Consider the following 24,616-nt stretch of genomic DNA (forward strand, 5'->3'; position numbering starts at 1 on the left):
GTGAACTAAAAAGTTACATTCAATCCCATCACAAACACTTTCTGATTAGGATAAGCTGTTTCACCGTCTGTATAACCCACTTCGGGGTCCATAAAATTCAATTTGCTGATGGTGAATACATTCTGGCCTGATACATATACACGGAGGGATTGCATCTTCCAGCGTTGCGTGAGCGTGGCGGGTAAAGTATAACCCAGTACCGCTGTTTTCAGGCGCAGCAGTCCGGTATTTGCCATCCAGAAATCGGAGGTCTGTGTATTATTGGCGTAGGGAGACTGGTTAGCCCTTGGATACTTTGCCTGCTGATTGCCGGGCGTCCAGCGGTTATCATAGTATTCATACGCTGAATTACTGTTGTTGTTATTGAAGGGGATCGTCTGGAAACCTGCAATGTTAAAGCTGGACAAGGAAGAACCCTGAAATAACAGACTAAGATCCAGGCCTTTCCAGGAAGCTGATGGAGTGAACCCGTAGGTGATCAATGGATAGTTTGGATAACCAATATGCGTTTCATCATTGGCATCGATCTTTCCATCCGGTTTTCCATCAGGTCCGTTGAGATCGGCGTATTTTATATCGCCAGGATGCAAATTGCCAAACTGTACCACATTGTATCCGTCTGCAGGATTGATGATCCCATCATTATTCTTATCATCAGCAGTACTGAACAGTCCCAACGCGTGATAGCCGAATGGCGTACCGAGGGCCCTCCCTGTACGGCTTCTGTTAGGATTATTGCGCGTAGCGGATGTTTCAAAGATCTGTAGCATTTTATTGCGTGCATAACTGAAATTTCCATTCAGGCCAATACGGAGCCCGTTTGCCAATTGATGTGTCGTACCCACCGTGATCTCGATGCCATGGTTTTGCATGATGCCTTCGTTCTCATCCGATAGATTGAGGCCATATTCAATGGGGATAGTTACTGCTGGCGGCAGCAGCATCCCGGTCCTTCTTTCACGGAAATAATCTACTTCCAGATCCAGTAATCCTTTCCATAATGAGGCTTCAAACCCGATATCTGTTTTCGTTGAGATCTCCCATGTGATGTTGCGGTTGGCTTCACGGGGTACAAAGGATCCCTGTACCATAGATCCATTGCCCCAGGCATATGCATTACCATACAATGAATAACCCTGTAAATACTGGAAGGATGTTCCGGCAAGATTACCCGATTTACCCCATGATCCTCTTAGTTTCAAGTAACTTATAAAGGGCATTCTCTGCATGAACGGCTCACCTGACATCACCCATCCAAGAGACAATGCTGGGAAATATCCCCAGCGTTTGCCCGGTGCAAAATAATAGTGGCCATCATAACGGCCGGATGCTTCCACCAGGTATTTGTTAGCATAACTATAGCCGACCCTGTATACAAATCCGATCTGGCTACCGGTAGACGAAGACCCGCTGTTATCAAAGTCATTCTTATTGGAACTACCCATGCTGAGCTCATCGATATTTACGCCGAAATTGTTTCTGCGGGCAGAGAAAGCACTTGAGTCACTGTCTCGTGCTTCTGCTACCAGCAACCCGGTGACATCATGTTTGCCAAATGAGCGTTTATAATTCAGATATCCCTGGTAGGTATATGTTCGCTGTTGTGCATATTCCTGTTCCAGCCATGTATATGTAGCGGCACTGCCTTCGGAAGTGGAGATCTGTCTGGTATAGCTATATGGTGTGGTGGACAGATTCTGCGAGTAGAAATAAAACGGCGTATGCCATCCTTTACTGGTGGTTTGCATCGGGTCGAAGCTGAAAGTAGCCTTGAGACTCAACCCTGGTATGAATGGCAGTTCCTGGTTGACGGCAAGCGTTGATAGCATGGTGCTCTTGTTATCACGCTGGTAGCCAGCCTTGAGAACGCCAATTGGAGAGTTTCCTGCAAATTCGCCCCATAGACCATTGCTGTATTGCAGGTTCGCGATAGGGACAAATTTATAGCCACTGCGGAACAGGTTGCCGACTGTTGTGCCGGCATCCACGGAACTTGTCTTTTGCCAGGCACCGATCAATGAAACATTCACAGTAGTAGTTTTTGTAGCCTGTACATCCAAATTGACAGTATAGTCATACCGCTGATATTTAACCGGATCAAACATACCCGTCTGGTTTAAATAGCCCAATGCAACGAAATACTTCACTGATTGTGAGCCGCCGGTCAGCTGAAGGGCGTAATTTTGCATAGGTGCGTGCAGCTGCACGAGATCTTTCGTATTGCTGATCGGATACCGGTCCGGATCTTTGGCATGCAGTGCCGGATAGTCGTCGATCAGGCTCTGGGCGTAAGGCAATTGTGTACCGCCTGGATTCTCATTGAGATAGGCTTCATTGTGGAGACGCATGTAGTCCTGAGCGTTCAGCATATCAGGATAATACGTGGGTGTCTGCACACCGTAATAGGCATTCAAAGAAAGTTGCGGCGGGCCGGTCAGTCCTTTTTTCGTAGTGATCAGCAATACTCCGTTGGCGCCCCCGAGACCATAAGGGGCGACGGCAGCAGCATCTTTCAGCACAGTTACGGATGCAATGGAAGTGGCAGGTATTTCGTTGATATTATTACGGATAATACCATCGACAACGATAAGTGCGCCGTTATTACCGGTCGTGGCGATGCCCCGGATATGAATGTCCGGATTATCAGCGCCCGGCTGACCACCATCAGGTCGCATACTTACTCCGGCGACTCTGCCCGCTAATGAGTTTGAAATGTTGGGAACCGTTGCTTTCGCCAGTTCTTTACCGCCTACTGATGATATGGCAGCTGTGGAAGACACCTTTTTTTGTGTGCCATATCCGATCACCAGTACTTCATTTAGCCCACTGGAGCTCTCTGCAAGGGTGATCTCCAGGGTACTGCGGCCCCCGACTGCAATTTCCTGTGACTGGTATCCCATGTAACTGACCTCAAGCACGGCTTTATCCGCTCCTGATACCTGCAATTGAAAACTGCCGTCCTCTCTGGAAACAGTGCCAGTACTGGCACCTTTGACTTTAACTGTTACACCTGCAAGGAATTCACCTTTTGCGTTTTTGATGATGCCTTTTAACGTGGATGCCTGCTGTTGCGAGAGGTTGGTCGCATTGTACCAGGCAAATGCCGGCAGTCCTTCGCCGGTCAGCAATAAGGACACGAGAAGTGTGGAGAGGCCCTTGCGCAGGGCGGCTCTCCAGTTTCCTGGTTTCATATGTTTTTCATTAAACGATGGAATAATACACCTGGTAGCCTTACAGCCTGTCAGATGTTGTTTCGGGTTCGGATTCGGGTCCGGATAATGCGAGTAAGGGAATTCCCTTCAAAATGTGGAATTGGTTAAGTAATATCACTTTAAGTCATGACATTGATTTGGTTGATGAATTATTAAATAACCGGTATCGGCATCAGGGTGCGTAGTATAGAATATGCCTCACGGGCCTATTACGGGTTGTTCTCTTCGTCGGGTCTTTGAATGTCTTTTTTTAGGTTAAACCGGATACCAGCGTTCTATTATAAAATTTGAACCAGTTTAGAGGGTGCATGTTATACTATTTATTACAAACAGTATGCACTTCTGATAGCTAATATAAGTCATTAAATCAGATAATTGTCATCCATACATGTATTAAAATTTGCGTAATCGATTCCTTTTGAGAATACAAGAGCGAAGGCCGTATAAGGACTTAAAACAGGTGCTGAAGTGTTTCAATCGTTTTTATTGGTGAAAACACTGTCTCTGATATTCAGTGTCTAACAGGTGTTACCGAGAACAATAAGAAAGAAGGGACATTTGCTGGTTGTATAGGAATGAATAAAGAGATAACTTTAAACGATATGCCTAACGAAAGAAATGTATCGGCAGTTGGCACATCGTCTGTTATTTCTGGTACAGAGCGCCCATTATGGCAAACTGGTGAAAGATCGCAACTTAAATGATTTTGCAGATGAAAAGGATCAGCTACTTTTTTTGGGGGTTACAGTTTCATAACTGACGCTACCCGTTGGAGTAAGCTAAAATTAAGAGCAGATGCACTTTTGAGTCAGAAAAAGGATAAAGGACAATCGTATAGCGGCTGTTTTGACTGCCCAACTTACTATTTGGTACACAACTCAACAACCGCGGTTAATTTTGGAATTGGTGCTGAGAGTTTTGAACAATTTGAAAAGTATCTAAAGGATTCTCTGTTAAATCAATATATAGTCCAGAGAAAACCTGTTTTACACAAATAAAGTGATTTTGCATCTAACCTATATCCAAATTTGAAAAGTAACGCTGCCGCTGTGTAGCTTTACTTTTATAACGCTGATTAATCTCATGATATGAAAGATTGAGCCTATCATCGCTAACATCGTTAAAAGATCATTCCACAACTAACTCTGAACTACAAAACATTTCAACGAAATTCCCCTCTCCTCCTTCCTGCTTGATAAATCTTTTTTTGCTACGCATGTACGCTGCGTATCCTGCTCCGTCCTTTGTTTAAAATGGTGAGTGGTAATGGGAAAAAGGCCCTACAACAAAGATGTTATGTGTTTTTTCAGTAGGTTTTTTGACCTTTGAGCCCGGTAAAAGTTTTGTGTTTCCCAATAACCTTTGTGGTTACCTATACTTTGTTCATGGAATGTTAGCATTTTCAGTTTAGTTATTGACCTTATACTTATGAGTAGTTAGATTATTGTAAGGCTTCTTATGATAACTCTGCACAGTTCTGTTGACTCCCGCGTGAAGATATCACGTAGCCAGCCCGGGATAGCAGTTTTGTAAAAGTATCTCAATTGCCTGCCAAATACCTTTCACGAGTAAACAGAAGTCGGCTTACATAAGAAGCCAACTGAATAACTGTACCGATAAGTTATGAGTCGGCTACTAATACAGGAGAAAAGCGGGTATCTCGAAGAAATATAAGGTAGGCTCCAAGCTGAAAGGTAATATCATGCTGTTGCATGATTTTCTGACCAAAGGGAACAAGCGCCACAAGCATCGCTAAGTTAAGATCAGGATATAATTTTTAGACTAAAAATAAATAACATGAAGAAGTTGTTAAGATTAATTGGTGTTTCCTTAAGTATTGTTGGATTTTTAAATGTAAAGACAGCGACAGCACAGTATTCCGGTACCATTACGGTTAATGGGGATATTGATAAGTATTACGTAGTTACATTCATAGATGGTGCTTCCTCTTCAAATCTGGCCACGGAATTGGAAATAGGCAGATCTAACGTTCATCAGGACAGCTCATGGAGAGGCGCTTTAATTGCAAAATTCAGATATCACGTTAACAACTGGGGATCGGGTGCTGAATTTATTGACGCAGATATCAGAGAAGCCAACAGTCGTGTACCGGCCTACGGCTCTTTCATCGCAGGCTGGGCTGATGCCTCTTTTAATAATGGTTCTGCAAATATGGTTGTATGGATGCGTGGAAAGACAACCTATAAATATTACTCCAATTACATAACGGCACCGGTTGTTTATGATGGGGTACAGAATCCTGTCAGTTATACCCCCGTTGCCGGAGGAACGACCTTTGGCGTTAAATCGGCAGTAGACAATAGTGTAAACATGTATGGCATGACCTATGGCAATACGGCATACTTCAATGGTGTTGGTACAAATTATTTTGGCGGAAGTCTGGGGATCGGAACTCGGGCTACCGGGCAGTATAAGTTAGCTGTTAACGGCGATTTCAAATCGAAAAGAGTAAAGGTTGAACAGGCAAACTGGGCTGATTTTGTGTTTGAGCCGGAGTATCAATTGCCGTCATTGGCCGAGGTGGAAACTTATATCAAGGCTAATAAGCATCTGCCGGATGTACCGTCTGCGAAAGAGGTGACAAAGGAGGGCGTTGATCTTGGAGAGATGAATAAGATCCTGTTGCAGAAGATTGAAGAGCTGACTTTGCATTTGATAGAGCAGGAAAAACGCAGCGCAATGCAAGATGATTGTATCAGATCAATGAGAGAGGAGATTAAAAAGCTCAAGAGCAGTATTGATAATCATTAAATACAATGTTGTTACAAGTGTACTTTTATTATTCCAGTGCACTTAATGCATATGTAACCATAGCGCGTTTAGAATATAAATATTACAAATAACTACACAATATGAGAAGGCAGCTTTTCGGACTTCAATGTTTGTGCTTTTTGATGTGTTTTGTGTTTAATACATCCGCACAGTCAAATATTGGAGATCCACAGTTTGACTATTCACCGAAAACGCCAGCCGTTGGAGCGATGCAACAGGCGATTGATGTTCCGGTAAGTCATTTTACAGGTTCGGGTAGTTTTGCGATTCCACTGCATACAGCCCGATCAAAGGATATAACTGTACCTATAACGATAGTATATCAGGCAGGTGGTATAAAAGTAGACCAGGATGCTACAATGGTTGGTCTGGGCTGGGAGTTTAAAGGCGGAGGAATGATTTCGCGTACGGTTAGGGGAAATCCTGACGAGGGTTTGATTACTAAAATATGGAAGGATACAATTGTTACAGTAGTTGGAACCAGGCGTGACACCACAATTCGCTATCACAGTAAGGTGGAGGAGTATGTCGACATGAAAGGCAAACATGGTGGGTTTTATGTAGATAATGGCAATTCACTAGATATTCCGGTTTTATCGACTGTTATGCAGCAACATAATGATGCCATTAAAAATGGACAGGTTCCCTCACCTTCAGATATGGACTGGACTTTTTATGGACTAAATGACGCTTCCCCAGATCTATTTTATTATGATTTTGGGAACTACTCAGGAAAATTCTTTTTTGGTAATAACAGGGAGCCGGTACTTGTTCCTTATAATAAGGATATCAAAATCACGCCTGTTTTCTCCCAACAAAACCTGAATGGCTGGACTAATTATTATTTTGACACCTGGTCTATTACTACTCCTGACGGGGTTACCTATTTCTTCGGCGAAACAGATAACTCAAAAAGTTACGCTACGTTTCAGGGTGGACGTCGCCCCAATGCCTGGGCATTGACTAAAGTAGTAAACAATCTCACAAAAGACAGTGTGTTGTTTACCTATGATAAAGCAATTTCTTCTCACACAGGTACTTTTAATAAGGAGGATTTTGTGACACAACAACAATTGGATTCATGCAACTGGCCATCTTTTACAAAAGCTGTTGAGGTAAATGGTATGGAGGAGTGTCAGCTTGCTACTATCACTACCAGAAATGAACAATTGAACTTTTATTATTCTACTACTGACAGTAATTACTATCATGAGCAAACAGTTACAACGCGTTTTAACCGGCTCGATTCTTTTATTGTAAAGAACGTAAATAGTGCTGTGCCTTATAAAAAAATTCAATTTACATATGGCAGTTTTCTATCTAAAAAACTTAAATTAATGGAAGTACTGGTAATGAACTATCAGCGTACCCAAATCATGCCTTACACTTTCAATTATTATGACACGGCATTCAGAAAAGTGAGGGTAAATTCAGATTCGATACCATTTTTTAGCTACTACGCTCAGGACTACTGGGGGTACTACAACGATGCACGCAATGATCTGAAAACGACATTGTATATAAATGGTTGTAACGGTGAGGGTATGGTGTCCAGGAAGGCTGCCTGGCCACAGATGCAAAGAGACGCGTTGACTGAAATATTATATCCGACAGGTGGAAAAGTGAGGCTCATTTATGAACCCCATAGCGCATCGGGTGGTAGACTTATGAACGGTTTGGTGGGAGACTATGAGACGTTTTTCTGCGATGCTCATCACAATTTTTCTATTACCGATACCATCGGTGGATTAAGGATAAAAAGAATTGAACAGATTGATCCTGTTAACAATGATACCCTGATTAAAACATTTAAGTACAATATTTTTGGATCTGCATTGTCCTCCGGATTTTTAAACAGTACTCCTTCAATAGTGACCGATGTGAGTAATTTCCAGTATTGCGGTAATACGATAAGTAAGCCTAAATACCTGGTCAGTACCCAAAATCAGCAGTCTGGTGCTGGCGCGGGGCCATATATCTCCTATAAAAATGTCAGCGTCGCTCAGGAGCGCCGGGGTGTGCAGAATGGTAATACGCAGTATGAATATTATGACGATACAAATACAGATTCATCGTTTTATTTCAATATATGCACGAATACAAATTACTGTTTCCCCGGTAGTTACGATGTATTGCCGAACTGGCAGGTACGTAAACCGTTTGAAAACTTATTGGCAGGTTCTGTTAAAAGTACAAGAACTTATAATAGCGCGGGACAGCTATTAAAGGAGGAAAAGATGACCTATGAGGCTGTCAGATATCCCGTTATGGCAAGGATAATTGAGCTAAGCAGCTTACTAAATACAAAGATATGTGATCGCCCACCGCTCCCAACCTATGATTATGGTAATCATCCAGGTGTTCATTACATGAATAGACCAGAAGATTCATATACATTCTTCAGGACGTATGCAATTGGCAAGATGTCGGTATTGACGCGAAAAATAACAACAGATGTCTATGACGTCAATGGTAATAAGATGACGGATACGACAACCTTGTACTATGAAAGCCCATATCATATCAATCCAACGACCTCTAAAACAATCGCAAGTAATGGTGATACGCTTCGCACTGAAACAATTTTCTCCATGGATCTGAAGGATGTTAATGGAACAGATTCGTTGGGGTTACAGATGCGCAATGCATCTTTGAATATACCTGTAGCTTCTTTTACGAAACGGAATAATCTGGTTTACAGTGGTGGATATATTTTGTACAAAAGAACATCTCCACAGGATACTAAGAGTATTTTAAAAAGAGAGGAATTTAAACTAACCACAAGTACCGGAGTGGCTCCATTGGCACTTAACCTTAGTAGTACATATCCTAAAATACTAAATTTTCCATCTACGCTGTTTCAGCGGCAGGCCGCTTTGAGTTATGACAATGATAATAACCCCATACAGCTGGTCACGAAAGATCAGGAGGTGCGAGGGCTTATATGGGGATATAACAATACACTGCTGATAGCTGATGTGACAAATGTAGGCATAGGAGAGATTGCTTTCACAGGATTTGAGGGTAGCGATAAAGGCAACTGGACAATACCCTCTGCAACGAGAAGTAATCTGTTTTTTACAGGTTCGAAATCATATGTTTTGGCTGCCGGAAATATCACTTTTAACAGGATTCCAACTAACAAAAAAGTCGTTGTTTCCTATTGGGCAATGGGTGGCACTTCACAAGTTAATGGAATTTCAGTTACAGGCGGTCCGATGAGAAATGGCTGGACTTATTACGAGCATCTTCTGCCTGAAACAACAACTACTGTGACTGTAAGTGGCAATGCCAACATTGATGAACTTAGAATGTACCCAGCAGGAAGTCTTGTAACAACCTATAACTATGATCCTATATTGGGACTGACGTCTGGTGTTTCGCCCGACAACCAAACAACTTACTATGAATACGATACACTTTATGGGTTAACAACTACCAGGGATGCCTATAAAAATGTTATTAAGGAAACAGAGTATTACGCTGTTGGGTTTAATACCACAGCCCCTATATGGCGTTCCACAGGTCAATCAAGATGTAAGCCGTGTCCAGCAAATGCTGCATATACGACTGACACGCTGCAATTGTTGTATGCGGACTATAACCCCAAAAGCACTACCTGGAAGTCTCTAAAGTGGGAGGACGCGGGCAAGTCTACCACTTGTCCCATTGTAGCCGGATGGACTAACACTTCAACACCAGCACGCTGCCAGTTGACAACTGGAGGACAACCAAATGGTAACCAGGAGCAGGAACAGATAGACGCAAATCCCTGCAGTCCTACCTATAATACCAAACGATGGGTGATTGTTGGTGTACCTAATACCGTTTGTGTTGCTTGTATCGGTGTTGATAAGAAGGTAATCGGGGGTGTTTGTCAGACAGGAAACAGGGTGAATAGTTCTTCTCAGGCTGTTTTGCAGCCAGGTGGAGGGGTGCTGTATAAATGTACTTATCATTTTGAATGGAGTGATTGCAGCAAGAGTGCTGACTTCACCGAGAATAATGCAACACCATGTACAATTAATTTAAGTTGTAGCGACTGGTAAACTTAACTGAATAGACAATATGGATCTGAAAGAATATGCTTTCAAATCTCGCGATCATCAGTATAAGACTATCATTATTAAAGTAATAAACCTATGGAGTTTAATAAAAATGTAATTCATCCTATAACACTGGGTGCTTTCCTGATTGTACCAGTTTTTTTGGCGGCACAAAACAAGCCTGGAGGAATACGCACAACAGCGACGCCTGTAGCTGTTCCGGCGGCATATACAAATACGCAAACGAATTATGTCAGGACCTGGGAGCCAGATATGCCTTTAACAGATCCTGCTGCTGTCGTGTCGGCGGCTCGGAAAGCGAGGGAGGTAAAACAGACTACTCAGTATTTGGATGGTTTGGGCAGGCCTTTGCAAACTGTTTCGAAAGCTACAAGTCCCAATGGCCGGGATATTGTTGTGCCAGTTGTTTATGATGCTTATGGCAGGGAAGAGTTCAAATACCTTCCTTATGTGCAACAAACAGCCAGTGACGGTAAATTTAAAATGGCTCCTTTTTCTGCTCAAAGGGATTTTTATAAGAACGGGGTACTCAATCCGGGAGTTGCGGAAGACAGCATTTACTATAGCCGGACGCAATATGAGTCTTCTCCACTGAACAGGCCATTGAAGGGTTATGCTCCAGGGAGCAGCTGGGCGGCCAAACCTGCAGAAACCCGCTATCTGGTTAATACGGTGAGCGACTCTGTTCGGATTTGGAATATGGGAACTGTTGTACCTACGAGCAATTCTAACTATGGTGCCGGGCAGTTACAGAAGAATGTAAGTATCGATGAACATGGTAGTCAGGTAGTTGAGTTTAAGGACAAAGAAGACCGGGTTGTTTTGAAGAAAGTACAAATTGCGAATAATCCCGGTACCGGACATATCGGATGGCTGTGTACTTACTATGTATATGATAATTTGGGGATGCTTCGCTTCGTCATCCCCCCGTTAGCCGTGGAAGCGATCAAAGGGGGGTGGACGATAAGTACTGTTGTGGCCAATGAGTTGTGTTTTCAATATCAGTATGACACCAGACAAAGGATGACCCTTAAACAGGTTCCTGGAGCAGGTGCGCTTTTGATGGTGTATGATGTGCGGGACAGGCTGGTGTTTACGCAAGACTCAGTTCAGCGTGCGAAATCTCCGATGGAATGGTTGGTGACCTTTTATGATGACATCAACCGGCCTACGATGACGGCAATTTATAAGGCAACGGCGACAAGGGATACCCTACAAGCGAGAACGAACCGGGCTCCGACATATCAGAGTGTATCTTATGTGCAGGCGGCAAAGGCAGATCTGGCGTTGTACAGCCATGATGGTACACCTTTATATACTGCGACCAACAGCATCGAGCTATTGGATGGATTCGATACAAATGGATCCGGTGATACTGAGGCCAAAATAGATGGTTCGGTCACAGGAGATACGAATATAATCACAGCCAGCAATCCTTTGCCCAACATCCCTGCTTCTGCTTTAACACCCCTCTCCTATACATTCTATGATAATTATAATTATTCCGGGAAGTTGGCCTTTGTGGGTACAGATACGGGAAAGCTCCTGGCGGCAGATACCCTCTATCCTGAGCGGCTTCCAATAACAAATGTGACGCAAGGCCTTGTGACCGGTAGTAAGATAAGGGTATTGGGTACGGAAAAATGGCTGACGACTACCACCTATTATGATGACAAGGCCAGGGCGATTCAGGTGGTAAGTGAGAATAATCTTGGTGGGAAGGATGTATTCAACACACTTTACAGCTTTAAGGGACTTGTATTGGGCACTTATCTGCGCCATCAGAACCCTAAAAGCAGTATGTCACAAAGTACCTTATTGACCACTATGACTTATGATCATGGCGGACGGTTATTGACGGTAAGAAAAAGGCTAAATGATGATGTTAATCAAGAGAAGCTGATTGCCTCCAATAGTTATGATGAACTTGGACAGCTTAGACTGAAGCGTTTAGGAGTGACATCTTCAGGAAGTATGATTGACAGTTTGAATTATACCTATAATATCCGTGGCTGGTTGCAGGGTATCAACAAAAACTTCGTGAACAGCGGAACCAGTACATCTAACTGGTTTGGACAGGAACTGAGTTATGATTATGGCTTTGATTCCGCCCAGTATAATGGGAATATATCAGGGGTGAAATGGAAAACGCGTGCTGACAGTGCCTGGGCGTATGGTTATAACTATGACAAAGCAAACCGTCTGGCTGGGGCGTATTTTACCCAGAAAAATGGTGGCAGCTGGGCTCAGGACAAGAAGAATTTTTCTGTCAGCAATCTGAGTTATGATGCCAATAGCAATATCAAAACCATGTTGCAGAAGGGCATGGTAGGCACCACCAGCAAAACGATAGATAGCCTTATCTATTCATATTCTGCGAACAGTAATAAACTGGCCGGGGTGCGTGACATTGACTCATCGATTACGAAGTCGGCGCAGCTGGGTGATTTTATAGATGGAAACACAGGTGCAACTGATTATGGTTATGATGGCAATGGCAACCTGATCTCGGATTTGAATAAGAGGATTACTTCAATCAGTTACAACCATCTGAATCTTCCGTCTGTGATCACCATTACGGGTAAAGGAACGATAACCTACCAATATGATGCTTCAGGAAACAAACTATCTAAGACGGTTTTGGATAACAGCGGGAGTTCACCTAAAACTACAGTTACAGATTATGCTGGTGCCTTTGTGTACAGGCAAGATAGCCTGGAGCTAATCGGCCATGAAGAAGGTCGTATCCGTCCGATTTATAAAAGCGGGCAACCGATAGTGTATGCTTACGATTATTTCGAGAAAGATCACCTGGGCAATGTGCGCACGGTGCTGACCGATCAGACTGATTTTACGATGTATGCGGCGACTATGGAGACTGAGGCGGCGCCTCAGGAGGCTGCATTGTTTAGCAATGTGGAGGAAACACGGGCTGAAAAACCATCGGGCTATCCGGAAGACCAGACCACAGAGGAGAACAAATCGGTAGCGAAGCTGAATGCCAAACAGGGCGGTAAGAAGATCGGGCCTTCATTGGTATTGCGGGTAATGGCTGGCGATACGGTTCAGATCAATGCGAAGGCTTTCTATAAATCTCAGGGACCAACGGACAATACGGCCAAGGCTGCTGTAGAGGATATGATTGCTGGATTGGTACAGGCTTTTGGTAGTAGTGTTGGGGAAAGTGATTTGCATGCTTCAGAAGTCGTTTCGAATAATACTCCTTTTAACGCAGATTTCTATAATAATGATTATCAACGTTTAAAAGAGAAAAGTCAGGCAAATGAAGAGTCTAACCGCCCTAAGGCTTATTTAAACTTTGTTTTATTCGACGATGATTTTAAATTAGTGAAGGATAACAGCGGGGTAAGGCAGATCAAGGCTGACCCGAACGAGCTGCAAGAGCTTGGTGTGGATAAGATGGCGGTTGCCAAAAGTGGTTTCTTGTACGTTTATACGAGCAACGAAAGTCAGCAGGATGTGTTCTTTGATAATGTTGTGTTGGGATTGAGTAGCGGACCTCTATTGGAAGAAACGCATTATTATCCGTTTGGCTTGACGATGGCGGGGATATCGACAAATGCGTTGAAGGGTGTGAATTATGCTAAGAACAGAAAGGAGTTTAATGGAATTGAGCATACTACCGATCTTGATCTTAATCAATACGATGCTTTTTATAGGACATTAGATCCGCAGATTGGGAGATGGGCGCAGGTTGATCCTAGACCTCATGAGATGTTTAGTCCTTATGTTGCCATGGCAGGAAATCCCATTCTATACTCTGATCCTCTTGGCGATACCACCTATAGATTTGATACCAAGGGAATTTATTTAGGGATGTTTGACACCGACCAAGCAGGAATGGTGGGTGCATTCGGATCGAATTCTACGTCTAAAGATGGGAAGGGTAACGAGAAAACAACATATAATGCAATTACCTATTTTGGTTTCAACGATCCAGAAAATGATGCAGAACAATTGGCTACCATGACAGTTGGACTAAAAGGATTAGTAATAGTTTCAGACGAAAACATTAATTATGTGATGGATAGATCAGATAGCAAACACAGATCTATGATTTCGCGATGGTTTTTTGCTTTTAGAGAAAGCGAAGACCGAATGGACTTTAATTGGAACTATACGTTACCAAGTCAGGGGGTACTTCCTAACTCCCATGATATGTCTGACTACGATGGCATTGGCGGATTTATGTTATTTTCGGGTGCAAGTACAAATGCATATAATTTAAATGATGCAGGGCAATTTTTATGGGGAAACTCTATGCAGCGAATGGGTTTCGGATACTTTAGTGCAAAATTCGGTTCTCAAGCGAACGAGTTATTTGGTGATACGAAGGCCGATCAACAAGCAATAAGAAAAGGATTCCATTATAAAGTACGCACATCGAAAATAGCTGCTGGACCATTTAATGGTTTACCTAGAGAAGTAGAGGACAAATAAATTGTTAATTTCTTATTTGGATCAAAAATGAATAAAAGTATGAAAAAGTGGTGGGAAACCAGAAGGTTAGTATTTAACGTTTATATTATTTTAAGTGGACTTCTTTGTTTAATAACAATGAGGTTATTAAATCGGGCTTCCGTCAATTTCTTTATGGCCCCCTTTCTTTTATTTTACTTATTGCTTCTTAATATAGGATATACTCTGTTTTATATTTTATTTTGCAAACGTGTAGAACAAGATGATATAAACCTAATAAAAAGGAAATTTAACGGACTCGTTATAGGAGTTATATTAGTCGATATACTCTTAGCTTATTTGATAGTGACTACTATACCGCATCATTAAAAATTCCCAGGTCTCTATATCGCAAGACACTATGATGCTTGGTAAAGACAAGGCGGCGCTTTTGCTCCGCCTTGTTCATCTCGTATTGTTTTTCTATAGATACAAACATGCCTCAGGAACCGGATCGAATCAGTTTGAAGCCCCTTTTTCACGTCCGTGAATGTCAATTTTTACTACCAGTCAAGCGATTTTGAGATCCTGAGATGAACTCAGGATGACGTGATGGCTAAGATGACTGTAAGAGGCATCACATCATGCGGTTTGGATGGCGTCCTATTTAAGGCATTTCTTCAATCAAATTTTCATCGATAATTTCAAATATTCAAGGACTGCCATTACCACTATTTCCTGTTCTTCAGTAACCGGGTAGATAATTAGGGTATTCATTTTTTGACTAGTTGTTTGAATTGATGAGGTTTACGATTACTTTGATCATGGTGTCTTTCTCTTCAGACTTACTCTCTGCAATCATTAATGTAAGTGCAACGAGTGCGTTATCTGCAATCCGCTTGGCACCATGCTTTGTATATAAGATGGCGTTTTTATCCATAAACCAAACAAAAAGATAAGCCGCAATTCTTTTATTACCATCTGAAAAGGAATGATTCTTTACAACGAAAGCCAACAGGAGGTGTTGTTTGATAATGTTGTGCTGGGATTGAGTAGCGGCCCGCTACCGGAGGAAACGCATTATTATCCGTTTGGACTGACGATGGCGAGGATATCGACGAATGCGTTGTAGGGTGCGCATTATGCGGAAAACAGAGTGAAGTATAATGGAAAGGAATTGCAGCGCAGAGAATTTGCAGACGGAAGTGGGCTGGAATGGTATGATTACGGAGCGAGGATGTATGACCAGCAGATTGGGAGATGGCATGTGGTGGATCCTAAATCTGAAAAGTATAACTATATTTCCCCGTATAATTATGCGTTAAACGATCCTATCAAATTTATTGATCCCGATGGGAAGGATGTTCGTATAAGCATTGACAACGAAAAACGTATGATTATACTATCGTCGAACATCTTTGTGATAGGCGCAGGAGCAAAAGAACAAACTGAAAAGTATAATCAATTTCTTGCAGATAACGCAAGACTATTAAGTGGCACGTTTAATGATGATGAAGGAAACGAATGGAGCATCTCATTAGATATAAAGTACCAAGAGGGAACTCAGGAGGACAAAAAGAGAATCGCCGACAACCCAAATGGTGATAACATTTTAGATCTAGAGGCTCATGGTAACTTTGCTCGAGCTGAGAGCATCGACGGTCGAACTCCCGAAGGAAAATTCGTTCGGGCTGATCCAAATGATCCATATAGCAGAATAATTGCGCGATACAATGGCATCGGTCGACGAACAGTTATCGGAATTGGACAAAACCACAATTCTGCATTTTCAAACGGGTTGACCGGTTTCCATGAAAGTTTGCATTTGTTTGGGCTTGAAGATAGATATTTCCTAACCTCACAAAGGGAATTTGCAGGCGCTCATAGCGGTTATGATGGAGACGTTATGGGAGTACCAGCTAATTACCCTGCGAGCAAACTAACAATGCATAAAAGTCACTTCCAAAACTGGGGGAATTATATTCTGAACAATAAATTACCTTCTGGATCAATTATAAACGTAAATGTGGATAGAAATCCTAAAACACAAGAATTACTCCCATGAAAATAAAAAAATATTTGATTGCTACAATTTTGATATTAGGTTGTTCTTCGTGCAACAAGGTTTTTTTCGCTGACAAAGCAACTATTCTTCATGAGCAAGATGGATATATCTTTGAGCAAAAAAATCAAATGATCTTTGTTCCGCTTGATATAAATTTTGATTTTTTTAGCCAGATTACAAATAAAAAAGGATACCGAATATACCAGGCACCAGGCTATGACGATGCTAAATATGCTCAGGGAGATAGCGCTGTATTGAATTTACATTATTTAGATTCAAAAAGTAAGTCCGATGCGATATTGAGTGAGAAGGTTCATTTGGTGAGAGTTAAGGTGGTTTACACAGAAAACAAAAAAAGCTTGTCAAATGAGAAAGCTGAAATTCGATTTGATTTTCAAGATAAACTCTATTCCTTTACAGCCTACGCCAATCGTTATTTACAGGTTTACCAAGTAGTTGGTGTTATATCCAAATTGGATCGGAAGTAATAACCTTAAAAGATGTTAACAATTATAACGAAAAAGGTGCAGTTTAGCTGCGCCTTTTTACTTTTTCTAATATGGTTGTCATCCTGAGTTTAATATCAGTTTTTTTAATTCCTAAAAGAACTTTCTTGTATAGGATGCTGAGATAACTCGGGATGGTGTGATGGTGATCCAGTTGTGTTTAAGGAATTTCGTCATGCCGGGGAAGGCCGGCATCCCATAACTGCAAGGTAGCCTTTGTGATGCCAGACCCTGAGATGAAATCAGGATGACGTTAAGTGATGATGATGACGATATGCCCTATCCAATTTATTGATAGATTATCCAATTTTCTTAATGGTTTTTCAAAATAATTTATAGTTAAGTTTTTGTTGCGGTTGTAAGTTTTTATCTGCTTTTTTGCGGTGTGAACATGGAGTAAAAAATGCGGCTTTTCTCTTTAAAGGAGAAATAATCTTCTTTACAATTGTTCTTCAACCTTGGTATCGGATAGGGTTGAGGAGATCCTGACATAAGTCAGGATGACGACAGAGGCAAGAAAGTGCTGCGCATAAACGATATGGTGTGGATGGTTTTGCTTCGCCATAAATTCGGTATGGCTGAGATTTCTAAAATTGACAGGTATATAATTGATAAGGTTCGTGAGCGCCGCCTGGAGTTGAATATTACTCAGGTGGATCTGTCTTTGCGGCTGGAAAAGTCTGACAAATATATTTCTCAGTTTGAGTCTTACAAAACTGGCAGACGTTATAGTGCCTTTATGATTAATGAGATTGCAAAGGCGCTGGATTGCTCGCCAAGGGATTTCTGGCCGGAGAAGGCGTTGTGAGAGTGTTGTTTGTTTCCCTGTTAACCTGGTTCCCTCACTTAATCTATAAAAAATGAATCGCGCGAAAAAATTGGCGTTCTGCCTGCTTACTGCTGTTTTTGCTTTTGGCTTCAGCTCGTTCAATAACCATAGGCCTTATACAGTTTACAGGTATTACAAGGTTGATATGACTTATCCCAATGCAAGTGATTACAGAGGATATGTGTATTACAGTGGTGATCTTTGCGTCACTGGCGGTAATTTATGCTCTGCCCTTTGGAGCATCAATGATCCATTGCCCGCAGAGGGGTCAGCACTTCCGTCGTCATCTAATTACATGGGCGGGGTGATACATGGGCATGTTGAGCTTTAGTAGTGATATACTTATGATGCCTTTTGCAGGCATGGATCGAACAGGTTACTGATGTCGATCGGTGTGTCGTTTCCGAGTGTTGGCAGTCCTGGCCAGGTCCAGGGGCTGTCTTTACTTTTGCCATCTGCACGTTGCTTTTTGCCCGTGAGTGGGTGGACGGTGTAGTAATTGAGGTCTTCTGATGGGAGTTGGTAGTTGATGATTTCTTTGAAATCGCCGAGGGTCCGTTTGGGTGATATCCATTGCTTTGCCATTTCCAGGGGTACGTACAGGGGCATACGGTGTTTGTTTTCACCATGGTTGTGGATGTTCTGCATGGTGGTGTTGGCTTCGGTGGTGATGATGGCGAAGCTGGTGTGTTTTCGGGTTTGACCGTCTGGCTGTTTGGTGTCGTATACCTGATAGACGCCGGGTATGTAGAAATATTCGTCTTCTGGCTGGTGGTTGGTGCTAATTGCGTATGGAACTGGGGTATCCCAGGTTTCGATGTGCCGGTGTTCGTAAATTTTGTTTACGGGTATGAGTGCCGGGTTTCTGATCAGTCCTTTGCTATTCCAGTAGGAATTTGTATCCAGGAGCTTATCGCGCCGAGCATTGACCATGCTGAGCCTGCGTTTATGGTAGGCGGCTTTGTCGGTTTCGAAGATTGGGTGTACCCCCCACTCCATTTCGCCGAGTAATAGCCGTTCGTGATGGCGCACGATGACATCGGCGGGCTGGAAGGCGTTGCCGTTAATGAGGGTGCGATCTCCCTGATCAAAAGGAAGTTTTTTGACGTTTTCCAGTTGCGGGAATATGTCTGTAATGAGGTCTATTTCTCCTTGCTGCGATATCATTCTGCACATAGCCTGTATTTATTTGATGATGTTGTAAAAAAGTACTCCGCTGGTTTGTTTTTCGTAACTGAAGGTGCCGTACAGCTGGCCTGCTTCTACCCTGATGCCGAAAACAAAATTACCACCGTAGTGTGTTTTTGAATATTCTTTTATGCTGGTTCCGTATTCTCTAACTAGCTTCTGACGGGCGTCTTTATCTCTGGTGGCGCTGTAAAAGAACTGGTAGCCTGAGTTGGGCTTTGTTAGATCTTTTAAACGTTTTATTGATTCCTCTTTATGCAGATCGAGCACTTTGCCTTCTCCTGCTTGCAACAGGCGATGGTGGTTTGCTGCGAGATCTGAATGGGGGTATGCGGTGAGCATGAAGCCTTTATTTTCCGGCACTCCGGGCCATTGAAAGCGCTGGGCTACTACGTGGTAGCGCCCGGCATTGACCAGTATATCTACGAACGCTGGTCTGATCCTTTCAAATGGATTGTATGGCTGTGCTGGCTTGATTTTACCCCCCTTTGCTTAAATTTACTAAATAATTTAGTAAATAGTAGCAGTGACAGTTTGATATTTAATGGGTTGTAGAGGCCGGTAGTTTGCGACTAAAGCCCCGGATGCTCCGCCTGGATGGCGTTGGCCAGTTGCTCTTCCGGCATGTTAATCTCTTGTGGCAGGCGGTGCCTGTCGGTGATTTTAAACTGGCCATCTGCGTTTCTTTGCATGTGAAATCTAATGCGCTTCTGTTCTGGCAGCTTTACATGCACCTGAAATAGTTGCAGGATTTTGATGTTCATTGCAGTGAATTCGAATTCTGTGGCGTGTCCGTTTACTTCTATGCTTGCTGTAAAGTTATGCGGTATGATTCGGTCCATTACTGAGATTGGCATGTTAGGACGGCGAAGGTAGGGAATTTTGCAAAGAGGCATCGTGATGACTTCCGAAGACGGGAGCGGATGGTTCATCCTCCGCTCCCGTCTTCTCCGTTTATAAAGTTGCTTCTCTCGGGAGGGGGTGGAATGGCTTTTATGCGCTTCGTATGGCGCGGGAGGGTTCTTTCTCCCTCTGGGAGAAATGCCCGAAGGGAAAGAGGGAACATAAATACTAGTATTTAGTGTAGTTTCATCTTTGTGATTATACGGGTCATCTGAAAAATACAGCTATCGGCCAAAGCCAATGTCTGCTTTTGTTGCTGCTGCATGGTAGCGTTACTGATTTGTTGTGTGCCATAGAGGTCCATCACGACCATCTCCATTTTTTTCCTTTTCCGATCCAATTCAGTTGTCAGATTATCTTTAATCGAAGTTATGCGATCAGAATACCGCCTACCGTATAGACTATCTAACTCGTGCAGTCTTGTATTAAGTCTTGTAAATGACTGGCGCATTGATTTTATCTTTCTATTAATGTTGCGGCAGGGTGGTGAAATAGAGCAATTGTACATGCCTGCTTTGATTTCCCTCAATGTTACCATTTCATTTCTTATAAGTTTTGCCTTAGATATGACTTGTTTCTTTTCTTCTTTTGAAATTAATGTAATGAAGGACTCTTCGACAGCTTCCAGAATTGCAGTTATTGAAAAGTAACTCTTGATGAACCCAGGAATTGCAGAAGTTGCATCGCTTGAATTACTAGAAGGCTGACCACATAATTTGGTGGTAAGGAACAGGGAGAAGACTAGTAGGGAAATGTTAAACTTTTTCATGTTTTTCTTTTTTTGAGGCGTACTTGAGAATGAGGATTCCAATAGCTATTGCTAGCGTGGGCCGAATGAGTAAAACTGTCTCATGTCCGGTTACATTGGAAAAGTTGGTGAGTAATTCAACTATAATATGGAAGGTGTAATAGAACACGATGATTCCATACAGAATGAGTAAGATTGACATTATGGTCAACAGTCCTCTTTTCATGTTGTGAGCGTTTTGGGGTTATAAATGGCTATGAGTTTAAGATTTTTATGGCTATGTCGTTCATATTAAAATTTGACCTTTCTGCCTTTCATTTTTTATTTCTCCCCAGAGGGGACGAAATACTATTATGACGCTTCTATGGCGCGGTGGCGTCTTTCTTCCTTGGGAGAAATGCCCGAAGGGAAAGAGGGTCGTCATGACTACCGAAGACGTGAGCGAATGGTTCATCCTCCGCTCTGGTCTTCTCCTTTTATAAAGTCGCTTCTCCCCGGAGGGGTGAAGGTGGTCGAGTTATCCAACCAGCATAAAGACTAACAGATTTTTTTTGATTTTTAACGTCTTAGCTATTGAAAATAATGTGATGTGTTTGTTTTGTTTTGATACCATAAATTTGTGCTATTCCATTAGTGAACACTCAAAACCATTACGAAGATACTATGACAAAGCATGGACCCATAATCCATCGTTGAGGATGATCTGGATGACCAGGACTTTCTAATTAGTGCGATTAGGACGACAAGAACAACGAATAAAATTCTCACTTTTGGAGATCCTGTCTCGGCACTTTCTTATCTCATTTCTGCTGACGTACCCCCTTTTCTGATTTTCAGTGATATCAATCTGCCTAACATGAACGGACTGGATTTCAGGAGAAGCATTTCGGATCATCCTAAACTGAGAAATGAACTGACGCCTTTTGTCTTTTTTTCTACCAGCGGGGAGGCTAATATTGTTAATGAGACGTTCAAGCTATCTATTCAGGGGTATTTTGTCAAGTGCAATACCTTCTCTAAGTTGGTCACCTATGTGGAGACTGTTATCAACAATTGGAAGATAAGTGAACAGTCCGCTGGCAAAACCAGCACGCAGGTTGTGGCTGACAATAGAGTTGCGTAACAATCAGCAGCTTTGTTAGATTTATATTTATGCCAACTTCAGCGGGCCGCTTGTTAGTGGCCCGTTTTGTTTTTCGAGTAGTGTGATGCTTGGTTCAACGGCATAATTTTCGCCAGATATGGTGATAACTTGTTAATCATGAATTTTTTAGTAGTTGCTGTGGCTGTTTCGGGTGGCGGTATTGAGGATTTGAAGGTTTTGTTTAGTGGAATACCTGCAGATTGCGATATGGCCTTTATTGTTGTTGCTCCGGTGCAACGCGACCGGGAAAGTAAATTGGCTGACATTGTTGCCAGGTATAGTGCCTTGCCGGTCATTAAGGCTACAGAGACTGTAGCGATTTATCCGGGAAATGTTTATGTGATTGCTGAGAATAGTTTGATGTTGGTTGAGGATGGGTGCCTGCATGTAAGGAAACGGGAAAAATATGAGTTGATCAATACGGCGATAAAGGATCTATTTTATTCTATGGCGATGACCTTGAAAAATAGGACCATTGCAGTTGTTTTAGGCGGCATGGGAGATTCTGCAACTTTTGGCGCTACGATGATCGGGGATATGGGCGGGTATGTAGTGACTAAGGAACCTGATTTCCATTCGAATAGCGAAATGACTAAAAACGTAATTGAGTATGATACCCCGAATGCGATACTGCCTTTGGAGGAGATTTCAAATCATTTGATGTGGCTTTCGAGCCAGCGAGTTTGATTTCGCGTGAAGATCATATTGATACTCACAAGCTTGAAGCTGCAGCTTACTGTTCGCTTCGTTAGCTTACCTTCGTCGCACAATCTTTATTGACAACGACCCAAAGCATTAACCCATGGCGAAGCACGGACCTATTCTTATCATTGAGGATGACATTGATGACCAGGAGTTTTTAAGTAATGCTATTGCTACTACGGGCCTTCACAATGAAATTGTCACATTCGCAGATGCTATCGCTGCTATGAAATATCTGCTGGAGGTGGCTGCGCATCCGTTTTTGATTTTTTGTGATATTAATTTGCCTAAGATGACTGGCCTGGAATTTAGGAGGCAATTGCTTACCAATGAAAAATTGCGGGATCGGGGTACTCCGTTTGTATTTTTCTCAACGAGCGAACGGGCCGACTTCATCAGGGAGGCCAGTGCGCTGTCGGTACAGGGCTATTTTCTGAAGAGCCATAGTTTTGACGCTATTGTCCGGGATGTACAGCTGATTATTGACTATTGGTCTTTGAGCAAACATCCGTTTTCTTTTTGATGTTGTTTAATCTTTTGTTTGAGAGGCTTTTGCCTCTTTTTTTATGCCCGGGCATTGATTTATGTTATTGATCTGATCTTTACAAGTATTGGGGGCAGGTTCCTCTCCTTCGGCACGACGACGGAATGTGGCGATCGCATGACTTCCTCATGAAATTCATTTGCTTTTGTTAACTGGCCGTTAACGCCGGGATTGCATTGAAAGTCTTAAATTAAAACTGCTTTTCCCTTAATATTACTGGTTTGTGTTGAATTTGACTGCGGTAGTGCCGCTTAACTTTTTCATTACATTTTCTTGATATTGGTTTTTATTGTAATTAGATTTGGTTTATCCCTACTGTAGTAACTGGCTAATTATAAAACTGATGGGAGCTTTGAGGTCTCTTTCTGATAGTGAACTGGCTGGCAGGCTGGCTGCGGTAGACACGGCTGCGGTTGAGGAGGTGTATCTTCGTTATTGGGGTTTGTTGTACCAGCATGCCCGTAAAATGCTCCGGGACGATGCACAGGCTGAAGATATTGTGCAGGATATTTTTGTGTATCTGATGAATAATTTGGGCAGGCTTTCTATTAGTACGTCTCTTTCTTCTTATTTGTACAGGGCGGTGCGGAACCGTGTCATTGATTGCCTGGATAAGGACAGCAACAGGCAGCGCTATGTCAATTCGATTAAGGCGATTTATGAGAGGGGTGAGTATGTGACGGATGAAACTATCCGTGAGAATGAGATGAAGAAGCGTATAGAGGATGCAGTAGAGGCGTTCCCGCCTAATGAAGGAGGTATTTTTAATGAGCCGGTCGGGTGATCTGTCCCGGAAGGAGATTGCCAGGGCTACTAATGTTACTGAGGGGACGGTGAATACGCAGCTGAACCGGGCAATTAAAATTTTAAAATCGAAGCTGACGTTGCTGTTTACGCTGTAGGCGTTTGCATATAATTTATTTTTCCCACATATTTGTAATAAGAGTTACCCTTGATTAATAATCCTATGATAGCCGTTCAATTATCTTTCTCCCAATTAGTAGATGCCGTCAGGCAACTTTCCCCTAAAGAAAAGCTGAAGCTTAACGAGGTTATCTGGAATGATGACATGAGCATTCCGCTGGAACAACAACAGGAAGTACTGGAGCGAATGAAGATGGCAAAAGCCAATCCAGATTTATTGATAGATTTTGAGGCTGCATTTGAGGATTAATATTAGCCGTGTATAAAATCAAGATTTATGCAGATGTACGGGTAGACATTAGAAATGCTGCCGCTTGGTACGAAAACCAGTCTGAAGGTCTCGGTAGCCGATTCAAAAAACAGGCTAAAGCACAGATTCAAACTTTAGGAAAAAATGCGCTGTTATATGCTCACCGTTACCAAGATGTAAGGTGCATGCTTCTAAAAGATTTCCCCTTTATGGTGCATTATTGGATTGATGCTGAAAATGACCAAGTCCATGTTTATGGTTTCTATCATACGAGTTTGAGCCCCGCATCGTGGAACAGAGGTTCTAAGTAATTCCCATCTGT

18 protein-coding genes are annotated in these 24,616 nt (G+C 42.5%); 12 read left to right on the forward strand and 6 right to left on the reverse strand.

Features of this window, described 5'->3' with window-relative positions; translation table 11 throughout:
* Positions 1-5 precede the first annotated feature (5 nt).
* Positions 6-3,191, reverse strand: coding sequence for a SusC/RagA family TonB-linked outer membrane protein (locus CPIN_RS23000; protein ID WP_012792246.1), 3,186 nt, complete (start codon positions 3,189-3,191; stop codon positions 6-8).
* Between the two features lie 1,818 nt (positions 3,192-5,009).
* On the opposite strand from CPIN_RS23000, the gene CPIN_RS36935 reads away from it, so the two are divergent.
* The 3 genes from CPIN_RS36935 (at position 5,010) to CPIN_RS23015 (ending at position 14,533) form a co-directional block, all read left to right on the forward strand.
* Entirely contained in the window at positions 5,010-5,984 is a 975-nt protein-coding gene (locus CPIN_RS36935; protein WP_012792248.1) for a hypothetical protein, read from the forward strand.
* 101 nt (positions 5,985-6,085) lie between these two features.
* Positions 6,086-10,054, forward strand: a complete 3,969-nt coding sequence (locus CPIN_RS23010; RefSeq protein ID WP_012792249.1) for a hypothetical protein — start codon at positions 6,086-6,088, stop codon at positions 10,052-10,054.
* Between the two features lie 93 nt (positions 10,055-10,147).
* Positions 10,148-14,533 carry a DUF6443 domain-containing protein gene (locus CPIN_RS23015; protein WP_012792250.1) on the forward strand — a complete coding sequence of 1,462 codons (4,386 nt, stop codon included), beginning with the start codon at positions 10,148-10,150 and terminating at the stop codon, positions 14,531-14,533.
* 742 nt (positions 14,534-15,275) lie between these two features.
* Here the strand turns inward: CPIN_RS23015 and CPIN_RS23025 are convergent.
* The gene (locus CPIN_RS23025; protein WP_245552029.1) at positions 15,276-15,506 is read right to left on the reverse strand and encodes a Fic family protein; all 231 of its coding nucleotides are present in this window, start codon (positions 15,504-15,506) and stop codon (positions 15,276-15,278) included.
* 141 nt (positions 15,507-15,647) lie between these two features.
* On the opposite strand from CPIN_RS23025, the gene CPIN_RS23030 reads away from it, so the two are divergent.
* The 3 genes from CPIN_RS23030 to CPIN_RS23040 all read left to right on the forward strand — a co-directional run bounded on the left by CPIN_RS23030 (position 15,648) and on the right by CPIN_RS23040 (position 17,870).
* Complete coding sequence (locus CPIN_RS23030) at positions 15,648-16,556, forward strand: RHS repeat-associated core domain-containing protein (RefSeq protein WP_044219516.1); 909 nt, start codon at positions 15,648-15,650, stop codon at positions 16,554-16,556.
* On the forward strand, positions 16,553-17,044 hold the full coding sequence (locus CPIN_RS23035; protein WP_044219519.1) for a hypothetical protein: 492 nt from the start codon (positions 16,553-16,555) through the stop codon (positions 17,042-17,044). Before CPIN_RS23030 ends, CPIN_RS23035 begins: the two co-directional genes overlap by 4 nt.
* Positions 17,045-17,636: 592 nt before the next feature.
* Positions 17,637-17,870 carry a helix-turn-helix domain-containing protein gene (locus tag CPIN_RS23040; RefSeq protein WP_012792253.1) on the forward strand — a complete coding sequence of 78 codons (234 nt, stop codon included), beginning with the start codon at positions 17,637-17,639 and terminating at the stop codon, positions 17,868-17,870.
* Between the two features lie 363 nt (positions 17,871-18,233).
* Here CPIN_RS23040 and CPIN_RS23045 read toward each other — a convergent pair whose 3' ends face one another.
* From CPIN_RS23045 to CPIN_RS23060, 4 genes are all read right to left on the reverse strand, one after another.
* Positions 18,234-19,058: an SOS response-associated peptidase gene (locus CPIN_RS23045; protein ID WP_044219522.1), complete on the reverse strand. Its 825-nt coding sequence runs from the start codon at positions 19,056-19,058 to the stop codon at positions 18,234-18,236.
* An 18-nt stretch (positions 19,059-19,076) separates the two neighbouring features.
* On the reverse strand, positions 19,077-19,421 hold the full coding sequence (locus tag CPIN_RS23050) for a hypothetical protein (protein WP_012792256.1): 345 nt from the start codon (positions 19,419-19,421) through the stop codon (positions 19,077-19,079).
* A 230-nt stretch (positions 19,422-19,651) separates the two neighbouring features.
* Complete coding sequence (locus tag CPIN_RS23055; protein ID WP_148230624.1) at positions 19,652-19,921, reverse strand: hypothetical protein; 270 nt, start codon at positions 19,919-19,921, stop codon at positions 19,652-19,654.
* A 236-nt stretch (positions 19,922-20,157) separates the two neighbouring features.
* The gene (locus CPIN_RS23060; protein WP_012792258.1) at positions 20,158-20,751 is read right to left on the reverse strand and encodes a hypothetical protein; all 594 of its coding nucleotides are present in this window, start codon (positions 20,749-20,751) and stop codon (positions 20,158-20,160) included.
* A 667-nt stretch (positions 20,752-21,418) separates the two neighbouring features.
* Here CPIN_RS23060 and CPIN_RS38195 point away from each other — a divergent pair.
* The 6 genes from CPIN_RS38195 (at position 21,419) to CPIN_RS23090 (ending at position 24,294) form a co-directional block, all read left to right on the forward strand.
* Complete coding sequence (locus tag CPIN_RS38195) at positions 21,419-21,853, forward strand: response regulator (RefSeq protein ID WP_083781136.1); 435 nt, start codon at positions 21,419-21,421, stop codon at positions 21,851-21,853.
* A 138-nt stretch (positions 21,854-21,991) separates the two neighbouring features.
* Positions 21,992-22,561, forward strand: coding sequence for a chemotaxis protein CheB (locus CPIN_RS23075; protein WP_012792260.1), 570 nt, complete (start codon positions 21,992-21,994; stop codon positions 22,559-22,561).
* 115 nt (positions 22,562-22,676) lie between these two features.
* Positions 22,677-23,099, forward strand: a complete 423-nt coding sequence (locus CPIN_RS23080) for a response regulator (protein WP_012792261.1) — start codon at positions 22,677-22,679, stop codon at positions 23,097-23,099.
* Positions 23,100-23,463: 364 nt separating this feature from the next.
* On the forward strand, positions 23,464-23,904 hold the full coding sequence (locus CPIN_RS23085) for an RNA polymerase sigma factor (protein ID WP_012792262.1): 441 nt from the start codon (positions 23,464-23,466) through the stop codon (positions 23,902-23,904).
* Complete coding sequence (locus CPIN_RS39670) at positions 23,888-24,022, forward strand: sigma factor-like helix-turn-helix DNA-binding protein (RefSeq protein WP_187294682.1); 135 nt, start codon at positions 23,888-23,890, stop codon at positions 24,020-24,022. The genes CPIN_RS23085 and CPIN_RS39670 overlap by 17 nt, the downstream gene beginning before the upstream one ends.
* A 65-nt stretch (positions 24,023-24,087) precedes the next feature.
* The gene (locus CPIN_RS23090; RefSeq protein ID WP_012792263.1) at positions 24,088-24,294 is read left to right on the forward strand and encodes a hypothetical protein; all 207 of its coding nucleotides are present in this window, start codon (positions 24,088-24,090) and stop codon (positions 24,292-24,294) included.
* The last annotated feature ends 322 nt before the right edge of the window (positions 24,295-24,616 follow it).

The sequence above is a fragment of the Chitinophaga pinensis DSM 2588 genome (assembly GCF_000024005.1).
Classification (GTDB): domain Bacteria; phylum Bacteroidota; class Bacteroidia; order Chitinophagales; family Chitinophagaceae; genus Chitinophaga; species Chitinophaga pinensis.